Genomic DNA, 19,854 nt, shown 5'->3' with positions numbered 1-19,854 from the left:
CGCGCGACCCTCCGGATTCACGCGGCCTGTCGTCGCCGATCGGGAAGCTCACCGGGCTCGGCAAGCTCCCTGGGCTCGGGAAGCTCCCTGGGCTCGGGAAGCTCCCTGGGCTCGGGAAGCTCCCTGGGCTCGGGAAGCTCCCTGTGCTCGGGAAGCTCCCTGTGCTCGGAAAGTTCCCTGGGCTCGGGAAGTTCGCCGGGCCTGGAGAACCCGCCGGGTTCGGGAAGCTCGCGGGGCCCGGGGAACCCGCCGGGTTCGGGGAACTCCCCGGAGCCGGGAAGCTCCCTGGGGCCGGGAGGCTCTCCAGCCCCGGGGAACCTGTCAGGCTCGGGGATCCCGTCAGGCTCGGGAAGCCCTCCCGGCAGGGGGAGCGGGGCTGCGAACCTTCCGGCCGGGCGCGTACCGGTCCCCTCCTCCGCGGACCGGCCGGCTCGCGGGCTCACCCAGTTCGCCCGCCCGTAGAGCCGGTCGAGACCCACGGGCGGGCCGGTGGCCTCGTCCCTCCTGACGATCTCGACGGTCAGCAGGTTCGCCCACTCACCGTGCCGGGAGACCACGGCGTCACGGGCGCAGCACGCCGCCGCGATCTCGGCGGAGAAGGCGTCGAAGTCCTCGGCACAGGTCCCGGCCCTGGCGAGGACGAGCGCCTTCTCCCCGGCCGCGGAGGGGGTGATCCACAAGATCAGCGGCAACCGGCCCGAGCGGGTGTGTATCCCGATCTCCGCGCACGCCCGCCGGATGCGGTGCCGGGAGACCAGGCACCACGCGTGTGCCGTCACCCACCTCCTCCAGAAGCCGGAGGCGGCCAGGACACCGGCGGTGCCCGCCAGAACGAGAAACGGCCACCGGTCGCCCTCTCCGAACGAGAGGACCACGGTGACCAGGAGGGACGAGACGGTGGCGAGCAGGATCATCTCCGTTCGCCAGCGCCACAGCCGGACGAGAAGACCCGCCCCGCCGGGAGACCGGCCGCCGTAGCCGCGGTGGCGGCCGTGGCGGGGGTCACGCCGCGACGTCACCGCCCACCCCCTCGTCGCGGACCGGTGCCAGGGCGAGCGCGGGAGCGGCGGTCCGCTCGGCCTTGAGGAGGTCGAACCGGGGCTCGCGGTAGCGCCTGGTCCCGAAACCGGTCCTGGTCACGGTCCAGCCGAGCCGGTGGGCCCACTCGTCCTGGTCCATATAGAGCTCTCGGTCGGTCACATAGATCAGATCGAGGATGAAGGTCTTGATTCCATGAGTTCTGTTGGTACGGTGGAAGGACATAGGAGACTCCTTTCGTGGCATTGACGCGGAGTTCTTGTGCCAACCGGGTCGGTGGCCGCCGACCCGGTGTTTTTTTGCGCCGGACAAAGGCGCCCTCTTTGATGCGTGCGACGCTGGGCCGTCGCCGGCCGATTTCCGTGCTCCCCCTGCTGGCCTCCCCGCGTCAACTCCGTTTCGTCGAAGACGGCACCGTTGCCGGACAACCGCGTGCCCGCCCCGCACCACGTGGCTCGTGAAGGCACTCGAAGACGCCCTTCCGGATGATCACCGGTGGGTCCCCCGATCTTTCGAGAACCTTCCTGTTCTGATAGTCGCTCAGCATAGATTTGGCTGCAAGACTTGCCGTAAGGAAAAAGGCAATAATGTTCCACACATGCACTGCAAGCATCTGTGTAATTTGCACTATCATTCGTCAGGTCCCTGTTGAGGCCGTGACGCACGTCCATCCGTCATGGTGAGGAGGTCGTGATGCCGCAACGTGGCAGTCCAGCGCTCCGTCGGCGTCGGCTGGGTCTGGAGCTGCGCAGGCTTCGCGAAGGACTTCACCTGACCGGTGACGAGGTGTCCGAGCGCCTGCGGTGGTCGACCGCCAAGGTCAGCCGGATCGAGACCGCCAAGACGCTGGCCAGCGAGGTCGACGTCGAGGTGCTCGCCGACCTCTACGAGGTCGACGAGCCCCTGCGGGAGGTTCTCGTCACGCTGCGGCGCGACGCCGCTCGGAAGGGGTGGTGGGAGAGATACCGCGGTTCCGTGCCCGATGACTACATCACGCTCATCGGGATGGAGGCGGAGGCCACCGTGGCGCGAAACTGGGAACCCCAGATCGTGCCGGGTCTCCTCCAGACGGAGGGTTACGTCCTGGGCGTTCACGCCGCGAACCAGGAGTCCAGCCTGCTTCCGCCGAGCTGGATCCAGGACCGGGTCGAGATACGGCTGGCGCGGCAGCGCACGCTGCTGCACGAGGCCGATCCGCTGACCCACGTGAGCGTGTTGCACGAATCCGTGCTGAAGAACCAGTACGGCGACGACCCTCGCGTCATGCGGGACCAGCTCGTGCACCTGATCGAGGTCTCGGAGCTGGAGCACGTGGATATGAGAGTTCTTCCCCAGGACGTTCCGCCGCCGGTGTCCACCGGGGCGTTCCTGCACCTGACGTTTCCCGACTTCCAGGACGTCGTCTACGAGGAGCTTCTTCCCGGAGGACGATTCGTCGAGGACGTGGAAATCGTCTACCAGTACGAGCGCGCCTTTGGCTACCTGATGGAACGGGCCCTCGACGAGACGGCATCACAGGAGATCATCAAAAAAACAATCAAGTACTGGGACAGGTAGCGACATATTGTTTCCGCTGCCCGTTCCGTTATTTCCGGGAAGAATAATGAGCGCGAATAATCACAACGATGTGATCTGGAAGAAGAGCGCCCTGAGCGCCGCCAGCGGCAACTGTGTCGAGGTGGCCAGGTTGGGCGAGGGGCGAGTCGGAGTGCGTGACAGCAAGGACCGCTCCGGTCCCGTCCTCACCTTCGCTTCCGGTGCGTGGGACTCCTTCGTCGGGGGGGTGAAGGAAGGGGAGTTCGACATCTAGCGGGAAGCGGCCCCGGCACTCACGCAAGAGAACAAGAGCCGCCCCGCTGTGGTTAACGCGTTTTCATCGCTTCCGCCCCACCGGATGGATTGGGCCCACCGGTTGAGCAGGGAAGAATCATCGCACACCGGAAGAGCGGTCAGGATACGGTGTTCTATCCGGTCGTGCTTAATACCTTGCAAGTTCTTCGTCACGCCTTCATCCTTAAGGTGCCTTATGGTCCCCCGTGGGAGAAGGGGTGAGTTGTGTCTGATATTGACCTGTCCAGAGTGGTATGGCGGAAAAGTCGGCAGAGCGGAACCAACGGTAACTGTGTCGAGGTGGCTCACCTGCCCGGGCGGGGATTCGCGGTCAGGGACAGCAAGGACAGGGGCGGAGCGGTGCTGGTCTTCGGCCGGCCGGGGTGGACCGCGTTCGTCGCGGCGGTGAAGGGCGGGGCCCTCGACCTCTGAACGGCCGTCCTTCCAGGACCGGGGGCTTGCTCAACGACGAGACAGCCCCCTTTCGTGTGTCCGGGGACAATCGGGGACTGCCAAGGGCGACCGGGGAAAGCCGTGCAACGAAAGCCGCAGGGCGAGGCCGTAAGACAGCCGTACGGCCCGCGTCTCCGGAGAGACGCGGGCCGTACGAGGAGAAAAGGTGTGACTACTCGGCGGCGATGCCGAGGCCCTGGGCGACGCCCTGGCCGAGGTCCTTGTGGACGTTCGTCCAGTACTCGACGACGCGCTTCTTCATCTCGGCGGTGACCTCCGGGGCGGAGGCGTGGCCGACGACGTTGCTCACCAGGTGGGAGCGGTCGGTGTCGGACAGCACGTTCTCCCACAGCGCGCGGGGCTGGACGAAGTCGTCGTCCTCACGGTGCAGGGTGTAGGCGGAACGGAGGATCTCACCGGTCACCTGGTAGTGCTCGCCCTCGTACAGCGTCGGGTCGGCCGCGGGGCCGGCGACGGAGTTGGGGGCGTAGACCGGGTCGCCCGGGTTGTTGAAGCGCATCTGGCCGTCCTTGTTGTAGCTGTGGACGGGAGCCTTCGGCGCGTTGATCGGCAGCTGCTGGTAGTTGACGCCGATGCGGTAGCGGTGGGCGTCCGGGTAGGAGAACAGCCGGCCCTGGAGCATCTTGTCCGGGGACGGGCCGATGCCCGGCACCAGGTTGGACGGCTCGAAGCTCGACTGCTCGACCTCGGCGAAGTAGTTCGCCGGGTTGCGGTTCAGCACGAACCTGCCGATCGTGATCTCGGGGTAGTCGGAGTGCGGCCACACCTTGGTCAGGTCGAACGGGTTGAACCGGTAGTCGGCGGCGGCCTCGAACGGCATGACCTGGACGTTCACCGTCCAGGACGGGTGGTCGCCGTTCGCGATCGCGGTGTGCAGGTCGCGGATGTGGAAGTCGGCGTCCTGCGCGATGACCGCGCCGGCCTCGGCGTCGGTGAAGTTCTTGACGCCCTGGTCGGTCCTGAAGTGGTACTTGACCCAGAACTTCTCGCCGGCGGCGTTGTACCAGAGGAAGGTGTGCGAGCCGAAGCCGTGCATGTGGCGCCAGGACGCCGGGGTGCCGCGGTCGGTCATCAGGAACGTCACCTGGTGGGCGCTCTCCGGTGAGAGCGTCCAGAAGTCCCACTGCATGTTGTGGTCGCGCAGGTTGGTGTCGGCGCGGCGCTTCTGGCTGTGGATGAAGTCGGAGAACTTCTGCGGGTCGCGGATGAAGAAGATCGGCGTGTTGTTGCCGACGAGGTCGTAGTTGCCCTCCTCGGTGTAGAACTTCAGCGCGAAGCCGCGCGGGTCGCGCTGGGTGTCGGGGCTGCCGAGCTCACCCGCGACCGAGGAGAAGCGGATGAAGAGCGGGGTCTCCTTGCCCTTGGCGAACAGGCCCGCCTTGGTGAACTGGCTGACGTCCTCGGTGATCTGGAGGACGCCGTGCGCGCCGCCGCCCTTGGCGTGGACCACCCGCTCGGGCACGCGCTCCCGGTTGAAGTGGGCCATCTTCTGGATCAGGTAGTGGTCCTGCAGCAGCAGGGGGCCGTTCGGGCCGACGGACAGGGAGTGCTCGTCGCTCGGCGCGGCGATTCCCGCGTCGGTGGTGGTGATGGGCCTGGTGCTCATAGAGGTCCTCCGGGGGTTCTCTTCATCGAGTTTCTTCGGAACGACAGCCGGGGCACATGCCCCAGAAGATCACGTCCGCCTCGTCGACCAGGTATCCGGAGTCGGAGACCGGGTCGAGACAGGGCGCGTGGCCGACGGCGCAGTCCACGTCGGTGACCTTCCCGCACCGGCGGCAGACGAGGTGGTGATGGTTGTCACCGATCCGCGTCTCGTACCGGGCGGGGCTGCCCGCGGGTTCTATTCGCCGGAGGAGCCCGGCCCTGTGCAACGCGTGCAGTGAGTCGTAGACGGCCTGCAGGGAGACCTGGCCGACGCGGCTCAGCACACCGTGATGGACGGCGTCCACGTCGAGGTGGTCGCCCTCCCGCACGGTCCGCATGATCGCCAGGCGGGCCGCGGTCACTCGCAGGCCCGCCTGCCGGAGCCGGTCCTCGTCCTCCATGACCACACCGTACGACCTAAACCTGAATGATTCAAATTAACGACATGCTCCAGGTTCAATGAAACAAATCTGGTGGGGCGAGTTGTGACACAGGCGGTGGGGGAGATGGCATCCTCGAATACCGATGGACACGTACACAGCTCGCCGCCTCACCCTGGCCGCCGCGATCACCGCCTCAGCCGTGCTCCTCGCGGCCTGCTCCGCCGCCGAGTCGGCCGCCCCCGAATCGTCCCCCGACGTCGTGGAGAAGCCCACCGAACCGGCCGAGGCCACCCCCACGCCCGAGCGCAGGCCGTACACCATCTCCTTCGGCGGGGACGTGCACTTCGAGGGCGTGCTGCGCACCCGGCTGAACGCCGATCCGAAGACCGCGCTCGGCCCGATCGCCAGGGTGCTCAAGCGCTCCGACCTGGCGATGGTCAACCTGGAGACCGCGATCACCACCGGCGGCACCCCCGCCCCCGGCAAGCAGTACACCTTCCGTGCCCCGGCGGCGGCGCTCACCGCGCTGAAGGCGTCCGGGGTGGACGTCGCCTCGCTGGCGAACAACCACGGCATGGACTACATGCAGAGCGGGCTGAAGGACTCCCTCGCCGCCATCAAGCGTTCCAAGTTCCCCGTCGTGGGCGTGGGCAGGAACGAGGCCGAGGCGTACAAGCCGTGGCGGACGACCGTGAACGGCAACCGCGTCGCCATCATCGGCGCGACCCAGGTGCTGGACGCGGAGTTCGTCCAGGCGTGGACGGCCACCGGAGACCAGGGCGGCCTCGCCTCGGCCAAGGACGAGGCGCGGCTGATCCAGGAGGTGCGCAGGGCGCGCAAGAACTCCGACACCGTGATCGTCCACCTGCACTGGGGCACCGAGCTGCAGAAGTGCCCCAACGAGGCGCAGCGCGGCCTGGCGCCCAAGCTGGTCGCGGCCGGGGCGGACGTCGTCGTCGGCGGCCACGCGCACATCCTGCTCGGCGCCGGATACCTGAAGAACAGCTACGTCAGCTACGGCCTGGGCAACTTCGTCTTCTACAACTGGGGCCCGGACACCGGCAGGACCGGCGTGCTCACCCTGACGATCAACGGCCGCAAGGTGCTCAAGGACCAGTGGACCCCGGCCACCATCCAGGGCGGGGTGCCGATCCCGCTCACCGGCACCGGGAGGCAGCAGGCCGTCACGGGCTGGAAGGCGCTGCGCGGCTGCACAGGCCTGTCCGCCAGGCCCGGCCAGTCGGGGTAGCTCTGAAGGACATGGGCGGGAGGCCGTGATGCGGTGGGTGGAGTCCGGCGACGTCCGGCTGGCGCTGTTCGAGCAGGGTGACCCCGCGTCCCCGACCGTCGTGCTCGTGCACGGCTACCCCGACACCCACCGGGTCTGGGACGAGGTCGCCGCGCTGCTGGAGGACCGCTTCCACGTGGTCCGCTACGACGTCCGCGGCGCCGGGCTCTCCGGTGCCCCGCGCGCCACCGAGGGCTACGGCTACGACCACCTGGCCGCCGACCTGACCGCGGTCCTCGACGCGGTGGGCAAGCCGGGAGTGCACCTCGTGGGACACGACTGGGGGTCCATCCAGGGCTGGAGGCTGATCGGCAGGCCGGGCATCGAGGAGCGGATCCTCTCCTTCACCTCCGTCGGCGGCCCGCACCTGGAGAAGGCCGCGCACTTCGTACGGCACGGCGGGCGGCGCGAGGTCGCCGGGCAGCTCCTGCGGTCCTGGTACATCGGCGCCTTCCAGGTGCCCGTGGTCCCCGAGCTCGTGCTGCGCGCCGTGCTGCGGCGCGTGGTGAGCCGGTCGGTGGGCGTGCCGGGACGGCCGGGACACCCGGCGGAGACGCTCGTCAGGGACGGCCTGAACGGTCTCGGCCTCTACCGGGCCAACATGCTGACCGGCCGCGGCGCGTCACCCGCCGCGCCCGAGCCCGCGCCGCGGATGCCGGTCCAGCTCGTCGAGGCCACCGGGGATCCGTTCGTCTCCCCCGCGCTGCTCGCCTCGGCGCACCGCTGGGCGCCCCGGCTGTGGCACCGCCGCGTCCCCGCCGGCCACTGGGTGCAGCGCAGCCACCCCGGCGTGCTCGCCCGCATGATCGCCGAGTTCGCCGAGCACGTCGAGGGGGCGCCGCCCTCCAGGGAGCTGCGCAGGGACCGGCCCGGTGAGCGCGGGCCCTTCGACGGCCGGCTGGTGGTGGTCACCGGCGCGGGCGGCGGGATCGGCCGGGCCACCGCCCGCGCCTTCGCCGCGCACGGTGCCGAGGTGGTCTGCGCGGACATCGACCTCGACGCCGCGCGCGATGCTGTGGAGGGCATCGCGCGGAGCGGGGGCGCGGCGCACGCCCACCGGGTGGACGTCGCGGACGCCGAGGGGATGGAGGAGTTCGCCCGGCTGGTCAGGGACCGGTACGGCGTGCCCGACATCGTGGTCAACAACGCGGGGATCGCGGTGGCCGGCCCGTTCCTGGACCACACGGTCGACGACTGGCGGCGGACCCTGGACGTGAACCTGTGGGGTGTCATCCACGGCTGCCGCCTGTTCGCCGCCCAGATGGCCGAACGTGGCCAGGGCGGTCACATCGTGAACGTGGCCTCGCTCGCCGCCTTCCTCCCCAGCAGGCTGCTGCCCGCGTACTCGACGTCGAAGGCGGCCGTGAAGATGCTCGGCGACTGCCTGCGCGCCGAGCTCGCCGGGCAGGGGATCGGGGTCTCCACGATCTGCCCCGGGTTCGTCTCCACCGCGATCGCGCGGAACGCCACCTACGTCGGCGACCTGGCCGGGGTCGCCGGGGAGTCGGCGGGCAGGGCGCTGGCCGCTCGCGGGTACCCACCCGAGCGGGTGGCCGCGCACATCCTGCGCGCCGTCCACCGCGATCTGCCCGTCGTCGCGGTGAACGCGGAGGGCAAGATCGGTTACGCGCTCTCGCGGGTCTCCCCGGCGCTCACCCGCCGCCTGGCGGGGCTCGTCCGGCTCACCGGGGGCTCACCGGGGGCTCTCCGGAGCTCTCCGGGGGCGGAGAAATCTCGCGATTGACGAATAAGCGCTGACCCCGGCCTGTCAGAGGGGCAAGATGGTGGGGTGTCCACCATCTCCTGCGAGGAGCCGGGTGAGGCTCCACTACGCCGGCAACCCACCCAACGACGAAGCGCGCGACGTGTCGAGCGGATGCTCGACGCGTGTGCCGACCTGCTGGACGAGATCGGCTACGACGCGCTCTCCACCACGAGGATCGCCGAGCGCGCGGGGGTCGCGATCGGTTCGGTCTACCAGTTCTTCCCCGACAAGCGGGCCCTCACCCAGGCGGTGACCCGGCGCCACGTGGAGGGATTCGTCTCCCGGATCGGCAGGCGCTTCCTGCTGGAGGACTACGCCGGCTGGTGGGACGCGGTCGACGCGATCATCGACGAGTACGTGGAGATGCACCGGACCGTGCCGGGGTTCCGATCCCTGCACTTCGGCGACGTCGTCGACCTCAACCTGCTCGACCCCGGGTCCGAGAACAACACGGTGATCGCCGGACGCCTGCGCGGCCTTCTCCTGCAGGAGTACGGGCTGGCCGACAGCGAGGAGTTCGACCTGGCCGTCCTCGTCGCGGTGGAGGCCGGTGACGCCGTGCTCAAGCTGGCCTTCCGGCGCGACCCGAACGGCGCCCCGGAGATCGTGGCCGAGGCCAAGCGCCTGATCCGCGGCTACCTGAACCGCCAGTTCGCCCGCGTCTCGGTCTGAGAGACGCGGGTGGGGCGGGCCGCGAAGGGGCCGGACCGCCGGTCGCCCGCGTCTCGCTCCGAGGGCCGCCGGCGTATCCGGAGGGAGCGTGAGCCGCTCAAGGGACCGGCGTGTCAGTTCGCCCGTGTCCCGGTCTGACGGGGGCCGAAGTCCGCGCGCGTCTCGGTCTTCGCCTCCGTCTCGGTCAGGGGAGGGCCGTCAGGGAGGTCCTCGCCGGGGGACGCGCCGGTGCCCTCCGGAGCGCTCCCGGTGTCGGTCGCGTCCCGAGCCTCGCCCTCCCGGTGCGGCCTGCCCCGGCGTTCGAGCTGCGACCACCGCTCCACGGGGGCGGCGTCGCCGGTCGTCCCGGCTTCGAGGGGTCCCTGCGCCGTCAGCCGCTGCGCTCCGGGCTCCCGCGCGTCCTGCCACGACGGCCCCGGGCCTCCCACGTCCGGTCCCCAGATGTCCGGTCCCCAGATGTCCGATCCCGAGGTGTCCGGTCCCCGCGTGTGCGGTCCTCGCGCGTCCCATCGCTGGGTGTTCCGGCCGTGGGCGACGTGCCTCTCGACGTGCCTTCGCGCGTGCGGTCGCCTCTCGCGCGCCCCTTCCGCGCCCGCCACCGGCACCGGCACGACCGCCGCGGGGCCGGAAGGCCGCGGTTCCTGCTCGTCGCGGAGCCTCGTGGAGGGGTCACAGGGCTCGCGGCCGGACGAGATGATCGGCTGGAGCCGCCGGTCCCGGGAGGTTCGCTCCAGCTTCCTGATCCGGGCGGCGAGCCTCTCTGCGCGGATCCGGCTCTCCAGGGTGAGCAGCTCCCGGTGGGCCTGCCCGATCGCCTCCATCTTGACCGACAGGTATCCGGCGGACCCCGGAACGATCACCGAGAAGGACAGGAGAAGCATCAACGTGAACGATGTCTGCCTGGACATGCCCATCGCGGCTCCTCCCCGTGACACCCTCCTCTAGCAGGACTCGTCGCTCATATGCCCGTTTTGCTGGGGAAAAACGCGTAGCGTAACCGTAGGTTTGCCCAAGGTAAGGTGGCCAATACCTGCCGTTGGCCGTACGCGGTCGAGCGTCGCTCGGTACTCTCGCGATGTGGCGCATGTGACACGTGAGCAACTTGATCGATTGCTTGAGCAGGCACTTCTGGCCGATGATCACGAAGACCTGGCCCGGCGACTCGAAGCCCTGGTCGAGGCGTACGCGTCCGGCGACATATCACGGGCGGCGATCCTCGTGCTCGCCGCCGAGGAGTGGCGGCAGGCCGGGCAGCCCGCCCGGGCTCTCGACTGCTTCCAGCGGGCGATGGACGACGGCGGCGAGGTGAGCGTCGACCCCCGGGCGGGGATCGCCGACACCCTCTTCGAGCTCGAACGGCCGGACGAGGCGAGGGAGGTGATCGCGGCTATCCGCGCCGCCGGTGACGTCACCGCGGCCACCGCCCTCATGGTCGCCGAGACCCTCGTCGCCTACGGTGACCTCGCGGAGGCCCATCAGTGGGCGACCGAGGGGGCGCACCGGGCGGTGGCGGGCAGCGGCGAGCACATCGCCCTGCTCAGAACCCGCTACCGGATCCGCGTCGACCTCGGGCTTCCCGAGGACGAGCTCGACGCCCTCCTGGACGCCTCGCACTGACGGCGTCGCCTCGCGCTGACGGCACCCCGCCGCCTCGCGCACGCGACAGGGGAGGGCCGTGCCCCGTGAGGCACGGCCCTCCCCTGTGACGGCTCCACTGTGACGGCTCCACGGCGGGTCGGTCACCGGTCCGTTGACCGGCGGCCGACCCACCGCTTCTCGCGCGTCCTACTCCACGTCGAGGTTCACTCCGTACGGAGGTTCACTCCACGTCGAGGTCGGGGAGCGTCCCCTCCAGCGCGGGAAGGGCGGGAACCGTCGTGGTGCCCTCGACCGTGGTGCCCTCCGCCGTGGTGCCGGTGGCGGCGTCCGGCCGTGCGGGAGTCTCCGGGCCGGTGACGGCCGGCGACTCGGCCGTGGGCAGGTTGGCGGTGGGCATGTCCGCCGCGGGCAGGTCGGCGACGGGCGGGCCGACCGGCGGCACGTTCTCACCCGCGGCGGCGTCCGCCGGGGCGGGAAGGGGCAGCGGAGGCGCGGGCTCGCTGACGGGGGCGACCGGGGCGACCGGGGCGTCCGGCGTGACCGGTGCGACCGCCGCGTCCGGCGTGACCGTCTCGGCCACCGTCTCGGCCACCGTCTCGGCCTCGGCCTCGGCGAGCTCGCCGGGCGCCGGGGGTGCCGGAGCCCGCAGCCAGCTGATGCCGTCGGCGGGGGTGCCCGGCAGGGCGTGGAAGCCGATGCCCGCGGCGAAGCCCCCGGCGTCGGCGAGGCTGATCACGGCGGAGGGCTGGGAGAGCTGGGGCAGGTCGGCGACGCGCGCGAGCCGCGCCGCGGTCGCGGACACCTCACCGGCGTCCACGGACACCGGCGCCTCCGCGCCGCTCACCGTCTCAGGCGTGGCGGGCATGACAGGCATGGCGGGCATGGCGGGCGTCTCCGCCACCGGAGCCTCCGCTGCCACCGGAGCCTCCGCCGTCGCCGTGCCGCCCGCCGCCACCGGAGCCTCGGCGGTGTTCGCGGCCGGCGGCGTCACGGCGTCGCTCGTGACCGGCGGCGTCACGGTGCCGGTCGCGGCCTGCGCCCCCTCGGGTGCCACGGCCTGTGCCCCCTCGGGCGTCGCGGCCTGTGCCCCCTCGGGTGCCACGGCCTGTGCCGCCTCGGGCGTCGCGGCCTGTGCTCCCTCGGGCGTCGCGGTGGCGACCTCCTCGCACACGGGTGCCACCGGTTCGGGCGCCCCCAGAACCCTTGTCGTGCCCTGCTCCTGGCAGGGCACGACCTCGGCCGACGCCGGAGAGACCATCGTCAGGCCGGCACCGACCGTGAGCACCGCCATCGCGAGGATTCCTCGGACGTTCCGTGATGAGTTCGACATGCACATCCCCCTGTTGCGTTCGGTAATCCGATCGAAACCGAACGTAACAGGGGGGTCTCGCCCAGGGGCGGGCTTAACTCAATGGTGGTCAAGCCATTACCCGGCCCCACCCGGTCGTCGTCAGGCCCTCACCGGGCCGATGACCAGGGAGTCGTTCGTCTCGTCGAGGTCGACCAGCACCTCGTCGCCGTCCTGGACCTCGCCGGAGAGGACCTCCTTGGCCAGCTTGTCGCCGATCGCGGACTGGACGAGACGGCGGAGCGGGCGCGCGCCGTACAGCGGGTCGTAGCCCGTCAGCGCCAGCCAGTCGCGCGCCGCCGGGGTCACGGTCAGCGTGAGCCGCCGGTCCGCCAGGCGCCTGGCCAGATGGAGCACCTGCAGGTCCACGATCCTGGACAGCTCCTCGGTGCCGAGCGCGTCGAACTGGATCACGTCGTCGAGCCGGTTGAGGAACTCCGGCTTGAACGCGTTCCTGACCGCGGCCATCACGGCGGTCCGCTGGGCCTCCTTCGTCATGGCCGGGTCCACCAGGAACTGCGAGCCGATGTTGGAGGTGAGGATCAGGATCACGTTGCGGAAGTCGACCGTCCGGCCCTGCCCGTCGGTGAGCCGCCCGTCGTCGAGCACCTGGAGCAGGATGTCGAAGACCTCCGGGTGGGCCTTCTCGACCTCGTCCAGCAGCACCACGCCGTAGGGCCTGCGCCGCACGGCCTCGGTGAGCTGGCCGCCCTCCTCGTAGCCGATGTAGCCGGGAGGGGCGCCCACCAGGCGCGCGACGCTGTGCTTCTCGCCGTACTCGCTCATGTCGATGCGGACCATCGCCCGCTCGTCGTCGAACAGGAAGTCCGCGAGCGCCTTGGCCAGCTCCGTCTTGCCGACGCCCGTCGGGCCGAGGAACAGGAAGCTGCCGGTCGGCCGGTCCGGGTCGGAGATGCCGGCCCGCGCCCGCCGTACGGCGTCGGAGACCGCCTCGACAGCCTGTCGCTGGCCGATCAGCCGCCTGCCGAGCTCCTCCTCCATGCGGAGCAGCTTGGTGGTCTCGCCCTCCAGGAGCCGGCCCGCGGGGATGCCGGTCCACGAGGAGATCACCTGGGCGATGTCGTCGGAGCCGACCTCCTCCTTGACCATGGCGTCCTCGGGCTGGGCGGCCTTGCTGGCCTCGGCGAGCTCGGCCTCCAGCTTGGGCACCTCGGCGTACATCAGCCGCGAGGCGGCCTCGAAGTCGCCGTCGCGCTGCGCGCGCTCGGCGGTGCTCCGCACCTCGTCGATCTGCTTCTTCAGGTCGCCGACCCGGTTGAGCCCCGCCTTCTCCCGCTCCCAGCGGCCGACCAGGGCGTTGAGGTCCTCCTGGCGGTCGGCGAGCTCCTTGCGGAGCCGCTCCAGCCGCTGCAGGCTGCCCTCGTCGGTCTCCTTGGCGAGCGCCAGCTCCTCCATCTTCATCCGGTCGACGTTCCGCTGGAGCTGGTCGATCTCCACCGGACGGGAGTCGATCTCCATGCGGAGCCGGGAGGCCGCCTCGTCGACGAGGTCGATCGCCTTGTCGGGCAGGAAGCGGGAGGTGATGTAGCGGTCGGAGAGCGCGGCGGCGGCCACGAGCGCGCCGTCGGAGATCTGGACCTGGTGGTGCGCCTCGTAGCGGCCCTTGAGGCCGCGCAGGATGGCGATGGTGTCCTCGACGGTGGGCTCGCCCACGTAGACCTGCTGGAAGCGCCGCTCCAGCGCGGGGTCCTTCTCGATGCGCTCGCGGTACTCGTCCAGGGTGGTCGCGCCGATCATCCGCAGCTCGCCGCGGGCCAGCATGGGCTTGAGCATGTTGCCCGCGTCCATCGCGCCCTCGGCGGCACCCGCGCCGACCATGGTGTGCAGCTCGTCGATGAAGGTGACGACCTGGCCGTCGCTCTCCTTGATCTCGCCGAGCACCGCCTTGAGGCGCTCCTCGAACTCGCCGCGGTACTTGGCGCCGGCGACCATCGCGCTGAGGTCGAGCGCGATCAGGCGCTTGTCGCGCAGGCTGGAGGGGACGTCGCCCGCGACGATCCGCTGGGCCAGCCCCTCCACCACCGCGGTCTTGCCGACGCCGGGCTCGCCGATGAGCACCGGGTTGTTCTTCGTACGGCGGCTGAGCACCTGGATGACGCGCCGGATCTCCGAGTCGCGGCCGATCACCGGGTCGAGCTTGCCCGCCCTGGCCCGCTCGGTCAGGTCGATCCCGTACTTCTCCAGCGCCTGGTAGGTGTCCTCCGGCGTCTCGCTGGTCACCCTGGCGTGCCCGCGCACCTTCTCGAAGGCGTCGAGCAGCGCGTTCGGGTTCGCGCCGTTCGCCTTGAGCAGCGCGGCGACGGGGCCGCCGTCGGTGGCGAGACCGACCAGCAGGTGCTCGGTCGAGACGTAGTCGTCCTCGAGACCGCGGGCCCGCTGGGCGGCGGTGTTCATCACGGTGAGGAGCTGCCGGGAGCTCGACGGGGCGCTGACCGTGGAGCCCTGCGCCTTCGGCAGGGCCGCGAGCTGCTTCTCGGCCTCGACCCGCAGCTGCTTCCAGTCGGCGCCCACCGCTTCGAGCAGGGGTACGGCGGTGCCGCCGGTCTGGGCGAGCAGCGCGGTGAACAGATGCGCGGGAGCGACCTCGGGATTGCCCTCGGCGGCCGCCCGCCTGATGGCGGAGGAGACCGCCGCCTGGCTCTTCTGGGTGAGCTTGTAGTCCATGCTTGTCAGGCCTCACTCGAAAGTGCTGTGTCAATGGCGACGCCGGCCCGGCGCGCCCTCACGGGCCGACGGTGACGTCGGCCGGGACGCGGCGCGCCCTCAGGACGCGGGACGGAGTCTCAGGCGGGGGGCAGCTGGTACTGGATGAGCGCGCGGATCATGTTCATCTCCGCGCGCAGGCGGTGGTTCTCGTCACGCAGGCGCAGGGCCTCCGTCTCGAGGACCAGGATGCGTTTGATGCCCGCGAGGTTGATGCCCTCCTCCTGGGAGAGCCGCTGGACCTCGCGGAGCATCACGATGTCGCGGGTGGAGTACAGGCGTCCGCGGCCGGCCGTCCGGCCCGGACTGACCAGGCCGAGACGGTCGTACTGGCGAAGGGTCTGCGGGTGCAGGCCCGACAGCTGGGCGGCCACCGAGATCACGTAGACGGGTGTGTCGTCCGACAGATCGAAGTAGTTGGCTTCCACGGCTACTCGCTCCTGGCCTGTTCGATCAGGTCCGCCCGCGGGTCACCACCCACGGTGGCGTCGCGGAACTCCTCAAGGGCCCCCCTCGCCTTGTCCTCCAGCTGCTGCGGCACCAGGACCTCGACCGTGGCGAGCAGGTCGCCCTTGGTGCCGTCCTTGCGGGCCACGCCCCTGCCGCGCACCCGGAAGGTGCGGCCGTTGGGGGTGCCCTCGGGGATGCGCAGCGTGACCGGCAGCCCCTTCAGGATCGGCACCTTGATCTCGGCGCCCAGCGCGGCCTCGGTGAAGGTCACCGGGACGGTGACCGTCAGGTTCTCCCCCGTCCTGCCGAACACGGGGTGCGGCTTGACGTGGATCAGGACGTAGAGGTCACCGGCGGGACCGCCGTTCTCGCCGGGCGCCCCCTTGGCCTTGATCTTGATGCGCTGGTTGTCGCCGACCCCCGCGGGGATGCGGGCCTGGATCGTGCGGGTGCTCTTGCCCCGCCCGCTCCCGTCGCACACCGGGCACGGGTCGTCCACGAGCAGGCCGCGGCCCTTGCAGTCGCGGCACGGCTCGGAGAAGGCGAAGTTGCCGAGGTTGCGGCTGGCCGCCCCGGTGCCCTCGCAGGTCGGGCAGACCCGCGGGACGGTGCCGGCCTTGGCGCCGGTGCCCCCGCAGCCGGAGCACGCGGAGGAACTGGTCAGGCGGAGCGACACCGTGGTGCCCTCCACCGCCTCGGAGAAGGACAGCGTGACCTCGGACTCGATGTCCTGGCCGCGCCGCGCCCTGGTCGTCGTCCCCCCGGGGCGGCTCGCGCCGCCCCGGTTGAAGAGCCCGCCGAAGATGTCGCCGATGCGCTCTCCGGCGCCGCTCTGCTGCTGTTGCTGGCCTGTCCCCCCGAACAGGTCACCCAGGTCGAACGGGAAACCACCCCCGCGCTGGGCGCCCCCCGCCCCCGGGAAGCCGCCGACGCCCGATCCGAACAGCGCCCGCGCCTCGTCGTACTCCTTGCGGCGCTTGGTGTCGGAAAGGATGTCGTAGGCCTCCGAGACCTCCTTGAACTTGGCGGTGCTCTCGGAGGTCGCCGAGCTCCCGGGGTTGGCGTCCGGGTGATACTGCCTGGCCAGCTTCCGGTACGCCTTCTTGATCTCATCGGCGGTAGCGCTCTTCGGCACACCAAGGACGGCGTAGTAGTCCTTCTCCAGGTAGTCCTTGGTGCTCATCTACGTTCCTTCTCAGAGATCAGATGTGGGGGTGTCAGTTGTCGTCCGCGGCGGGCTCTTCTGGCTCCGCGACCGCGACGCGCGCGGGGCGGAGCACTCGCTCGCCGATCCGGTAACCGGGCTGCAGGATCTCCACGCAGGTCGGCTCCGTGACGTCGGGGGAGTAGCTGTGCATCAGAGCCTCGTGCACCGTCGGGTCGAACGGCTCACCCTTGGCGCCGAAGGTGCTCAGCCCCAGCTTCCCGGTGGCCGCCTCCAGTGATTCGCTCACCTTGGCGAAGCCGCCGGTCAGCTCCCCGTGGTCACGGGCCCGGCCGATGTCGTCGAGGACCGGCAGCAGCTCGGCCAGCACGCCGGCCACCGCCTGCTCCCTGACCGCGACCCGGTCCCGCTCGACCCGCTTGCGGTAGTTGGAATACTCGGCCTGAAGGCGCTGCAGGTCCGCGGTGCGCTCGGCGAGCTGGGTGGCCAGCTCGATCGAGGCCAGGTCGGCCGCCAGGGATGACGACGTGTCGGCCGCCTGCTCCCTGTCGTTCTGACCCGTCTGACCCGCGGTCTCGGCCGGGCCCGTCTCGCGTACCTGACCCGTCTCCGGGTCTATCTTCCGGTTGTCGCGGATCACCGGCTCCTCCTCGGAACCGTTCTCGCGCGTGCTCACGCTGGTGCTCCCCTCGGCTTTCCGCCCGTCACTTGGCGCCGTTGTCGCGCTTCGGCTCGTCGTCCACGATCTCGGCCTCGACCACGTCGTCGTCGGCCTTCTGCCCGCCGTCGGCGGCGTCGGCGTCGGGGGCGCCGGTCGGGGTCTCCGAGGCCTGCGCCTGGGCGTAGATGGCGGATCCCATCTTCTGGCTGACCGTGGCGAGCTTCTCGGCGGAGGCGCGGATCACGGACGAGTCGGTGCCCTCCAGAGCCTTCTTGAGCTCGGTGACGGCCTCGTTGACCTCGTTCTTGATGTCGTCCGGGACCTTCTCGGCGTTCTCGCCGAGGAACTTCTCGGTCTGGTAGACGAGCGAGTCGGCGTTGTTGCGCGTCTCGGCCTCTTCGCGGCGGTTCTTGTCCTCTTCGGCGTAGGACTCGGCCTCGCGCATCATGCGCTCGATGTCGTCCTTCGGCAGCGCGGAGCCGCCGGTGATCGTCATCGTCTGCTCCTTGCCGGTGCCGAGGTCCTTGGCGGAGACGTTGACGATGCCGTTGGCGTCGATGTCGAAGGTGACCTCGATCTGCGGGATGCCGCGCGGCGCCGGGGCGATGCCGGTCAGCTCGAAGGTGGCCAGCTTCTTGTTGTACGCGGCGATCTCGCGCTCGCCCTGGTAGACCTGGATCTGCACCGACGGCTGGTTGTCCTCGGCCGTGGTGAAGACCTCGGAGCGCTTGGTCGGGATCGTGGTGTTGCGCTCGATGATCTTGGTGAAGATCCCGCCCTTGGTCTCGATGCCCAGGCTCAGCGGGGTCACGTCGAGCAGCAGGACGTCCTTGACCTCGCCCTTGAGCACGCCGGCCTGCAGCGCGGCGCCGATGGCCACGACCTCGTCCGGGTTGACGCCCTTGTTGGGCTCCTGGCCGCCGGTCAGCTCCTTGACGAGCTCGGCCACGGCGGGCATGCGGGTCGAGCCGCCGACGAGCACCACGTGGGCGATGTCGGAGACCTTGATCCCGGCGTCCTTGACGACCTGGTTGAACGGGCCCTTGCAGCGCTCGAGGAGGTCGGAGGTGATCCGCTGGAACTCGGCGCGGGTGAGCTTCTCCTCCAGGTGGAGGGGACCCTCGGCCGAGGCGGTGATGTAGGGAAGGTTGATGGAGGTCTCCGACTGGCTGGAGAGCTCGATCTTGGCCTTCTCCGCGGCCTCGCGCAGGCGCTGCAGCGCCATCTTGTCCTTGGTCAGGTCGACGCCGTGCGCGTTCTTGAACCGGTTGGCCAGCTCGTCCACGACGCGCTGGTCCCAGTCGTCGCCACCGAGGTGGTTGTCGCCGCTGGTGGCCTTGACCTCGACGAAGCCGTGGCCGTCCTCCTGGCCGACGTCGAGCAGGGACACGTCGAAGGTGCCGCCGCCGAGGTCGAAGACGAGGATGGTCTCGTCCTTCTCCTTGTCGAGGCCGTACGCCAGCGCGGCGGCGGTGGGCTCGTTGATGATGCGCAGCACGTTCAGGCCGGCGATGGTGCCGGCTTCCTGGGTGGCCTGGCGCTGGGCGTCGTTGAAGTAGGCGGGAACGGTGATCACCGCGTCGGTGATCTTCTCGCCCAGGTAGGCTTCGGCGTCCTGCTTCAGCTTCTGCAGCACGAAGGCGCTGATCTGCTGCGGGTTGGACTTCTTGCCGTCGATCTCGACGGACCAGTTGGTGCCCATCTCGCGCTTGACCGAGCGAATCGTCCGGTCGACGTTGGTGACGGCCTGCCGCTTGGCGACCTCACCGACGAGGACCTCGCCGTTCTTCGCGAACGCGACCACGGACGGCGTGGTCCGCGAACCCTGAGCGTTGGCGATGACGGTGGGCTCACCGCCCTCAAGAATCGAGACGACGGAGTTGGTCGTCCCCAGGTCGATACCTACCGCACGTGCCATGAGTACGTCCTTGTAGTCAAAGTTGAGTCGATGCGACTCATAGTGGAACCTCGTGTGAGGTTTGTCAAACGACTTGAGTCTATTGGGCTCAACCCTCGGCCGTGCGGGGGCATTCCCGATTCCGGGAAAACACGGAGATGGTCGCATCCCCTCTGACGAGGGAAGGCGCGCGATCGTTCCCGGACGGTGACCGGGTTCGCGCCGCCCGGCGCCCGACTGCGGGGCGGTCCTCGGAGCGGGTTCTCGGAGCGGGTTCTCGGAGCGGGTTCTTGGAGCGGGTCCTCGGGTGAGGCCTTGGCACGGCTGTCGGAACGCGCGAGAGCCGCCCGCCGGGGCGTCGCTCCGGCGGGCGGCTCTGGCGGGGGTGTCCTGTCTAGCGGGAGCCGTCGGCCACCTTGCGGGCGCCGAGGGGCTTCTTGAGCTTGACGGTCGTCACCTTCTGGATGGCGATCTCGATGCAGGCGACGTTCTGGACCTTGCTGCTCGGGCCCTCCCAGAGGGTGACGGTCACCCGCTTGGAGGTCTCGCGCACGGTGACCCGGTCGAGCACGTTGCACGGCTCCACCCCGGACCACCAGGTGATCCGCAGGCTCCGGCCGTCCTTCGACGGCTTGGCCTTCAGCCACCTGACCTTGCGGGGGTTGTCGGTGTGCCCCTCGGGCTTCGTCGGCTTGGGGGCACCGCTCGTGGGCTCGCTCCGGGGGGCCACGCTGTGGCCCGCGGGCTCGGAGGGGCCGCCGGGGACGGAGGTGGCCTGACTCACCGGCCGCGAGGGGGAGGCGGCGGTGACCGTGGCGCTGGGTTCGGCGCCGCAGCCCAGCGCCAGCAGGAGGCTTCCGGCCAGGATAGAGGTCGCGATCATACGCATACCCCTAAGACGGATCGGGGTCCG

General features: G+C 70.1%; 18 protein-coding genes and 1 pseudogene. 7 read left to right on the top strand and 12 right to left on the bottom strand.

The features are described 5' to 3' along the window. Positions 1 to 17: 17 nt before the first annotated feature. Together AC5L38_RS09175 and AC5L38_RS09170 are read right to left on the bottom strand one after the other, a co-directional pair. On the bottom strand, positions 18 to 1,019 hold the full coding sequence (locus AC5L38_RS09175) for a hypothetical protein (protein WP_495242317.1): 1,002 nt from the start codon (positions 1,017 to 1,019) through the stop codon (positions 18 to 20). After that, positions 1,003 to 1,263: a hypothetical protein gene (locus tag AC5L38_RS09170; protein ID WP_495242316.1), complete on the bottom strand. Its 261-nt coding sequence runs from the start codon at positions 1,261 to 1,263 to the stop codon at positions 1,003 to 1,005. The genes AC5L38_RS09175 and AC5L38_RS09170 overlap by 17 nt, the downstream gene beginning before the upstream one ends. A gap of 468 nt (positions 1,264 to 1,731) precedes the next feature. Between AC5L38_RS09170 and AC5L38_RS09165 the strand changes: the two genes are divergently transcribed. From AC5L38_RS09165 to AC5L38_RS09155, 3 genes are all read left to right on the top strand, one after another. Further along, complete coding sequence (locus AC5L38_RS09165) at positions 1,732 to 2,595, top strand: helix-turn-helix domain-containing protein (protein WP_495242315.1); 864 nt, start codon at positions 1,732 to 1,734, stop codon at positions 2,593 to 2,595. 46 nt (positions 2,596 to 2,641) lie between these two features. After that, positions 2,642 to 2,848: a DUF397 domain-containing protein gene (locus AC5L38_RS09160; RefSeq protein WP_495242314.1), complete on the top strand. Its 207-nt coding sequence runs from the start codon at positions 2,642 to 2,644 to the stop codon at positions 2,846 to 2,848. A 245-nt stretch (positions 2,849 to 3,093) separates the two neighbouring features. After that, positions 3,094 to 3,300, top strand: coding sequence for a DUF397 domain-containing protein (locus AC5L38_RS09155; RefSeq protein ID WP_495242313.1), 207 nt, complete (start codon positions 3,094 to 3,096; stop codon positions 3,298 to 3,300). A gap of 193 nt (positions 3,301 to 3,493) precedes the next feature. Here the strand turns inward: AC5L38_RS09155 and AC5L38_RS09150 are convergent, their stop codons facing one another. Together AC5L38_RS09150 and AC5L38_RS09145 are read right to left on the bottom strand one after the other, a co-directional pair. Next, positions 3,494 to 4,948, bottom strand: coding sequence for a catalase (locus AC5L38_RS09150; RefSeq protein ID WP_495242312.1), 1,455 nt, complete (start codon positions 4,946 to 4,948; stop codon positions 3,494 to 3,496). A 22-nt stretch (positions 4,949 to 4,970) separates the two neighbouring features. Then, positions 4,971 to 5,390, bottom strand: coding sequence for a Fur family transcriptional regulator (locus AC5L38_RS09145; RefSeq protein ID WP_495242311.1), 420 nt, complete (start codon positions 5,388 to 5,390; stop codon positions 4,971 to 4,973). A 124-nt stretch (positions 5,391 to 5,514) separates the two neighbouring features. Between AC5L38_RS09145 and AC5L38_RS09140 the strand changes: the two genes are divergently transcribed. The 3 genes from AC5L38_RS09140 (at position 5,515) to AC5L38_RS09130 (ending at position 9,097) form a co-directional block, all read left to right on the top strand. Continuing rightward, on the top strand, positions 5,515 to 6,621 hold the full coding sequence (locus AC5L38_RS09140; protein WP_495242310.1) for a CapA family protein: 1,107 nt from the start codon (positions 5,515 to 5,517) through the stop codon (positions 6,619 to 6,621). Positions 6,622 to 6,649: 28 nt separating this feature from the next. Next, entirely contained in the window at positions 6,650 to 8,404 is a 1,755-nt protein-coding gene (locus tag AC5L38_RS09135) for an SDR family oxidoreductase (RefSeq protein WP_495242309.1), read from the top strand. Positions 8,405 to 8,536: 132 nt separating this feature from the next. After that, positions 8,537 to 9,097 carry a TetR family transcriptional regulator gene (locus AC5L38_RS09130; protein ID WP_440100364.1) on the top strand — a complete coding sequence of 187 codons (561 nt, stop codon included), beginning with the start codon at positions 8,537 to 8,539 and terminating at the stop codon, positions 9,095 to 9,097. 113 nt (positions 9,098 to 9,210) lie between these two features. Here the strand turns inward: AC5L38_RS09130 and AC5L38_RS09125 are convergent, their stop codons facing one another. Beyond that, complete coding sequence (locus tag AC5L38_RS09125; RefSeq protein WP_495242308.1) at positions 9,211 to 10,005, bottom strand: hypothetical protein; 795 nt, start codon at positions 10,003 to 10,005, stop codon at positions 9,211 to 9,213. Between the two features lie 202 nt (positions 10,006 to 10,207). On the opposite strand from AC5L38_RS09125, the gene AC5L38_RS09120 reads away from it, so the two are divergent. After that, on the top strand, positions 10,208 to 10,714 hold the full coding sequence (locus AC5L38_RS09120) for a tetratricopeptide repeat protein (protein ID WP_495242307.1): 507 nt from the start codon (positions 10,208 to 10,210) through the stop codon (positions 10,712 to 10,714). A 202-nt stretch (positions 10,715 to 10,916) separates the two neighbouring features. On the opposite strand, the gene AC5L38_RS09115 is transcribed toward AC5L38_RS09120, so the two are convergent. The 7 genes and pseudogenes from AC5L38_RS09115 to AC5L38_RS09085 all read right to left on the bottom strand — a co-directional run bounded on the left by AC5L38_RS09115 (position 10,917) and on the right by AC5L38_RS09085 (position 19,824). Beyond that, positions 10,917 to 11,987 (bottom strand): hypothetical protein, encoded by a 1,071-nt coding sequence (locus tag AC5L38_RS09115; RefSeq protein WP_495242306.1) that lies wholly within the window; start codon positions 11,985 to 11,987, stop codon positions 10,917 to 10,919. 159 nt (positions 11,988 to 12,146) lie between these two features. Then, positions 12,147 to 14,729, bottom strand: coding sequence for an ATP-dependent chaperone ClpB (clpB, locus tag AC5L38_RS09110; RefSeq protein WP_495242305.1), 2,583 nt, complete (start codon positions 14,727 to 14,729; stop codon positions 12,147 to 12,149). A gap of 214 nt (positions 14,730 to 14,943) precedes the next feature. Then, a pseudogene (locus AC5L38_RS09105) lies at positions 14,944 to 15,196 on the bottom strand (heat shock protein transcriptional repressor HspR); the annotation flags it as partial. Between the two features lie 2 nt (positions 15,197 to 15,198). Continuing rightward, the gene (gene dnaJ / locus AC5L38_RS09100) at positions 15,199 to 16,401 is read right to left on the bottom strand and encodes a molecular chaperone DnaJ (RefSeq protein WP_495242304.1); all 1,203 of its coding nucleotides are present in this window, start codon (positions 16,399 to 16,401) and stop codon (positions 15,199 to 15,201) included. Between the two features lie 34 nt (positions 16,402 to 16,435). Continuing rightward, positions 16,436 to 17,059, bottom strand: coding sequence for a nucleotide exchange factor GrpE (gene grpE / locus AC5L38_RS09095; RefSeq protein WP_495242303.1), 624 nt, complete (start codon positions 17,057 to 17,059; stop codon positions 16,436 to 16,438). 28 nt (positions 17,060 to 17,087) lie between these two features. After that, on the bottom strand, positions 17,088 to 18,962 hold the full coding sequence (dnaK, locus tag AC5L38_RS09090; RefSeq protein ID WP_495242302.1) for a molecular chaperone DnaK: 1,875 nt from the start codon (positions 18,960 to 18,962) through the stop codon (positions 17,088 to 17,090). 373 nt (positions 18,963 to 19,335) lie between these two features. Next, on the bottom strand, positions 19,336 to 19,824 hold the full coding sequence (locus tag AC5L38_RS09085) for a hypothetical protein (protein WP_495242301.1): 489 nt from the start codon (positions 19,822 to 19,824) through the stop codon (positions 19,336 to 19,338). Positions 19,825 to 19,854: the final 30 nt, after the last annotated feature.

The organism is Streptosporangium nanhuense (genome assembly GCF_059358815.1).
The sequence above is the reverse complement of the archived record's forward strand: the minus strand, read 5'-3'. Positions and strand labels throughout refer to the sequence as shown.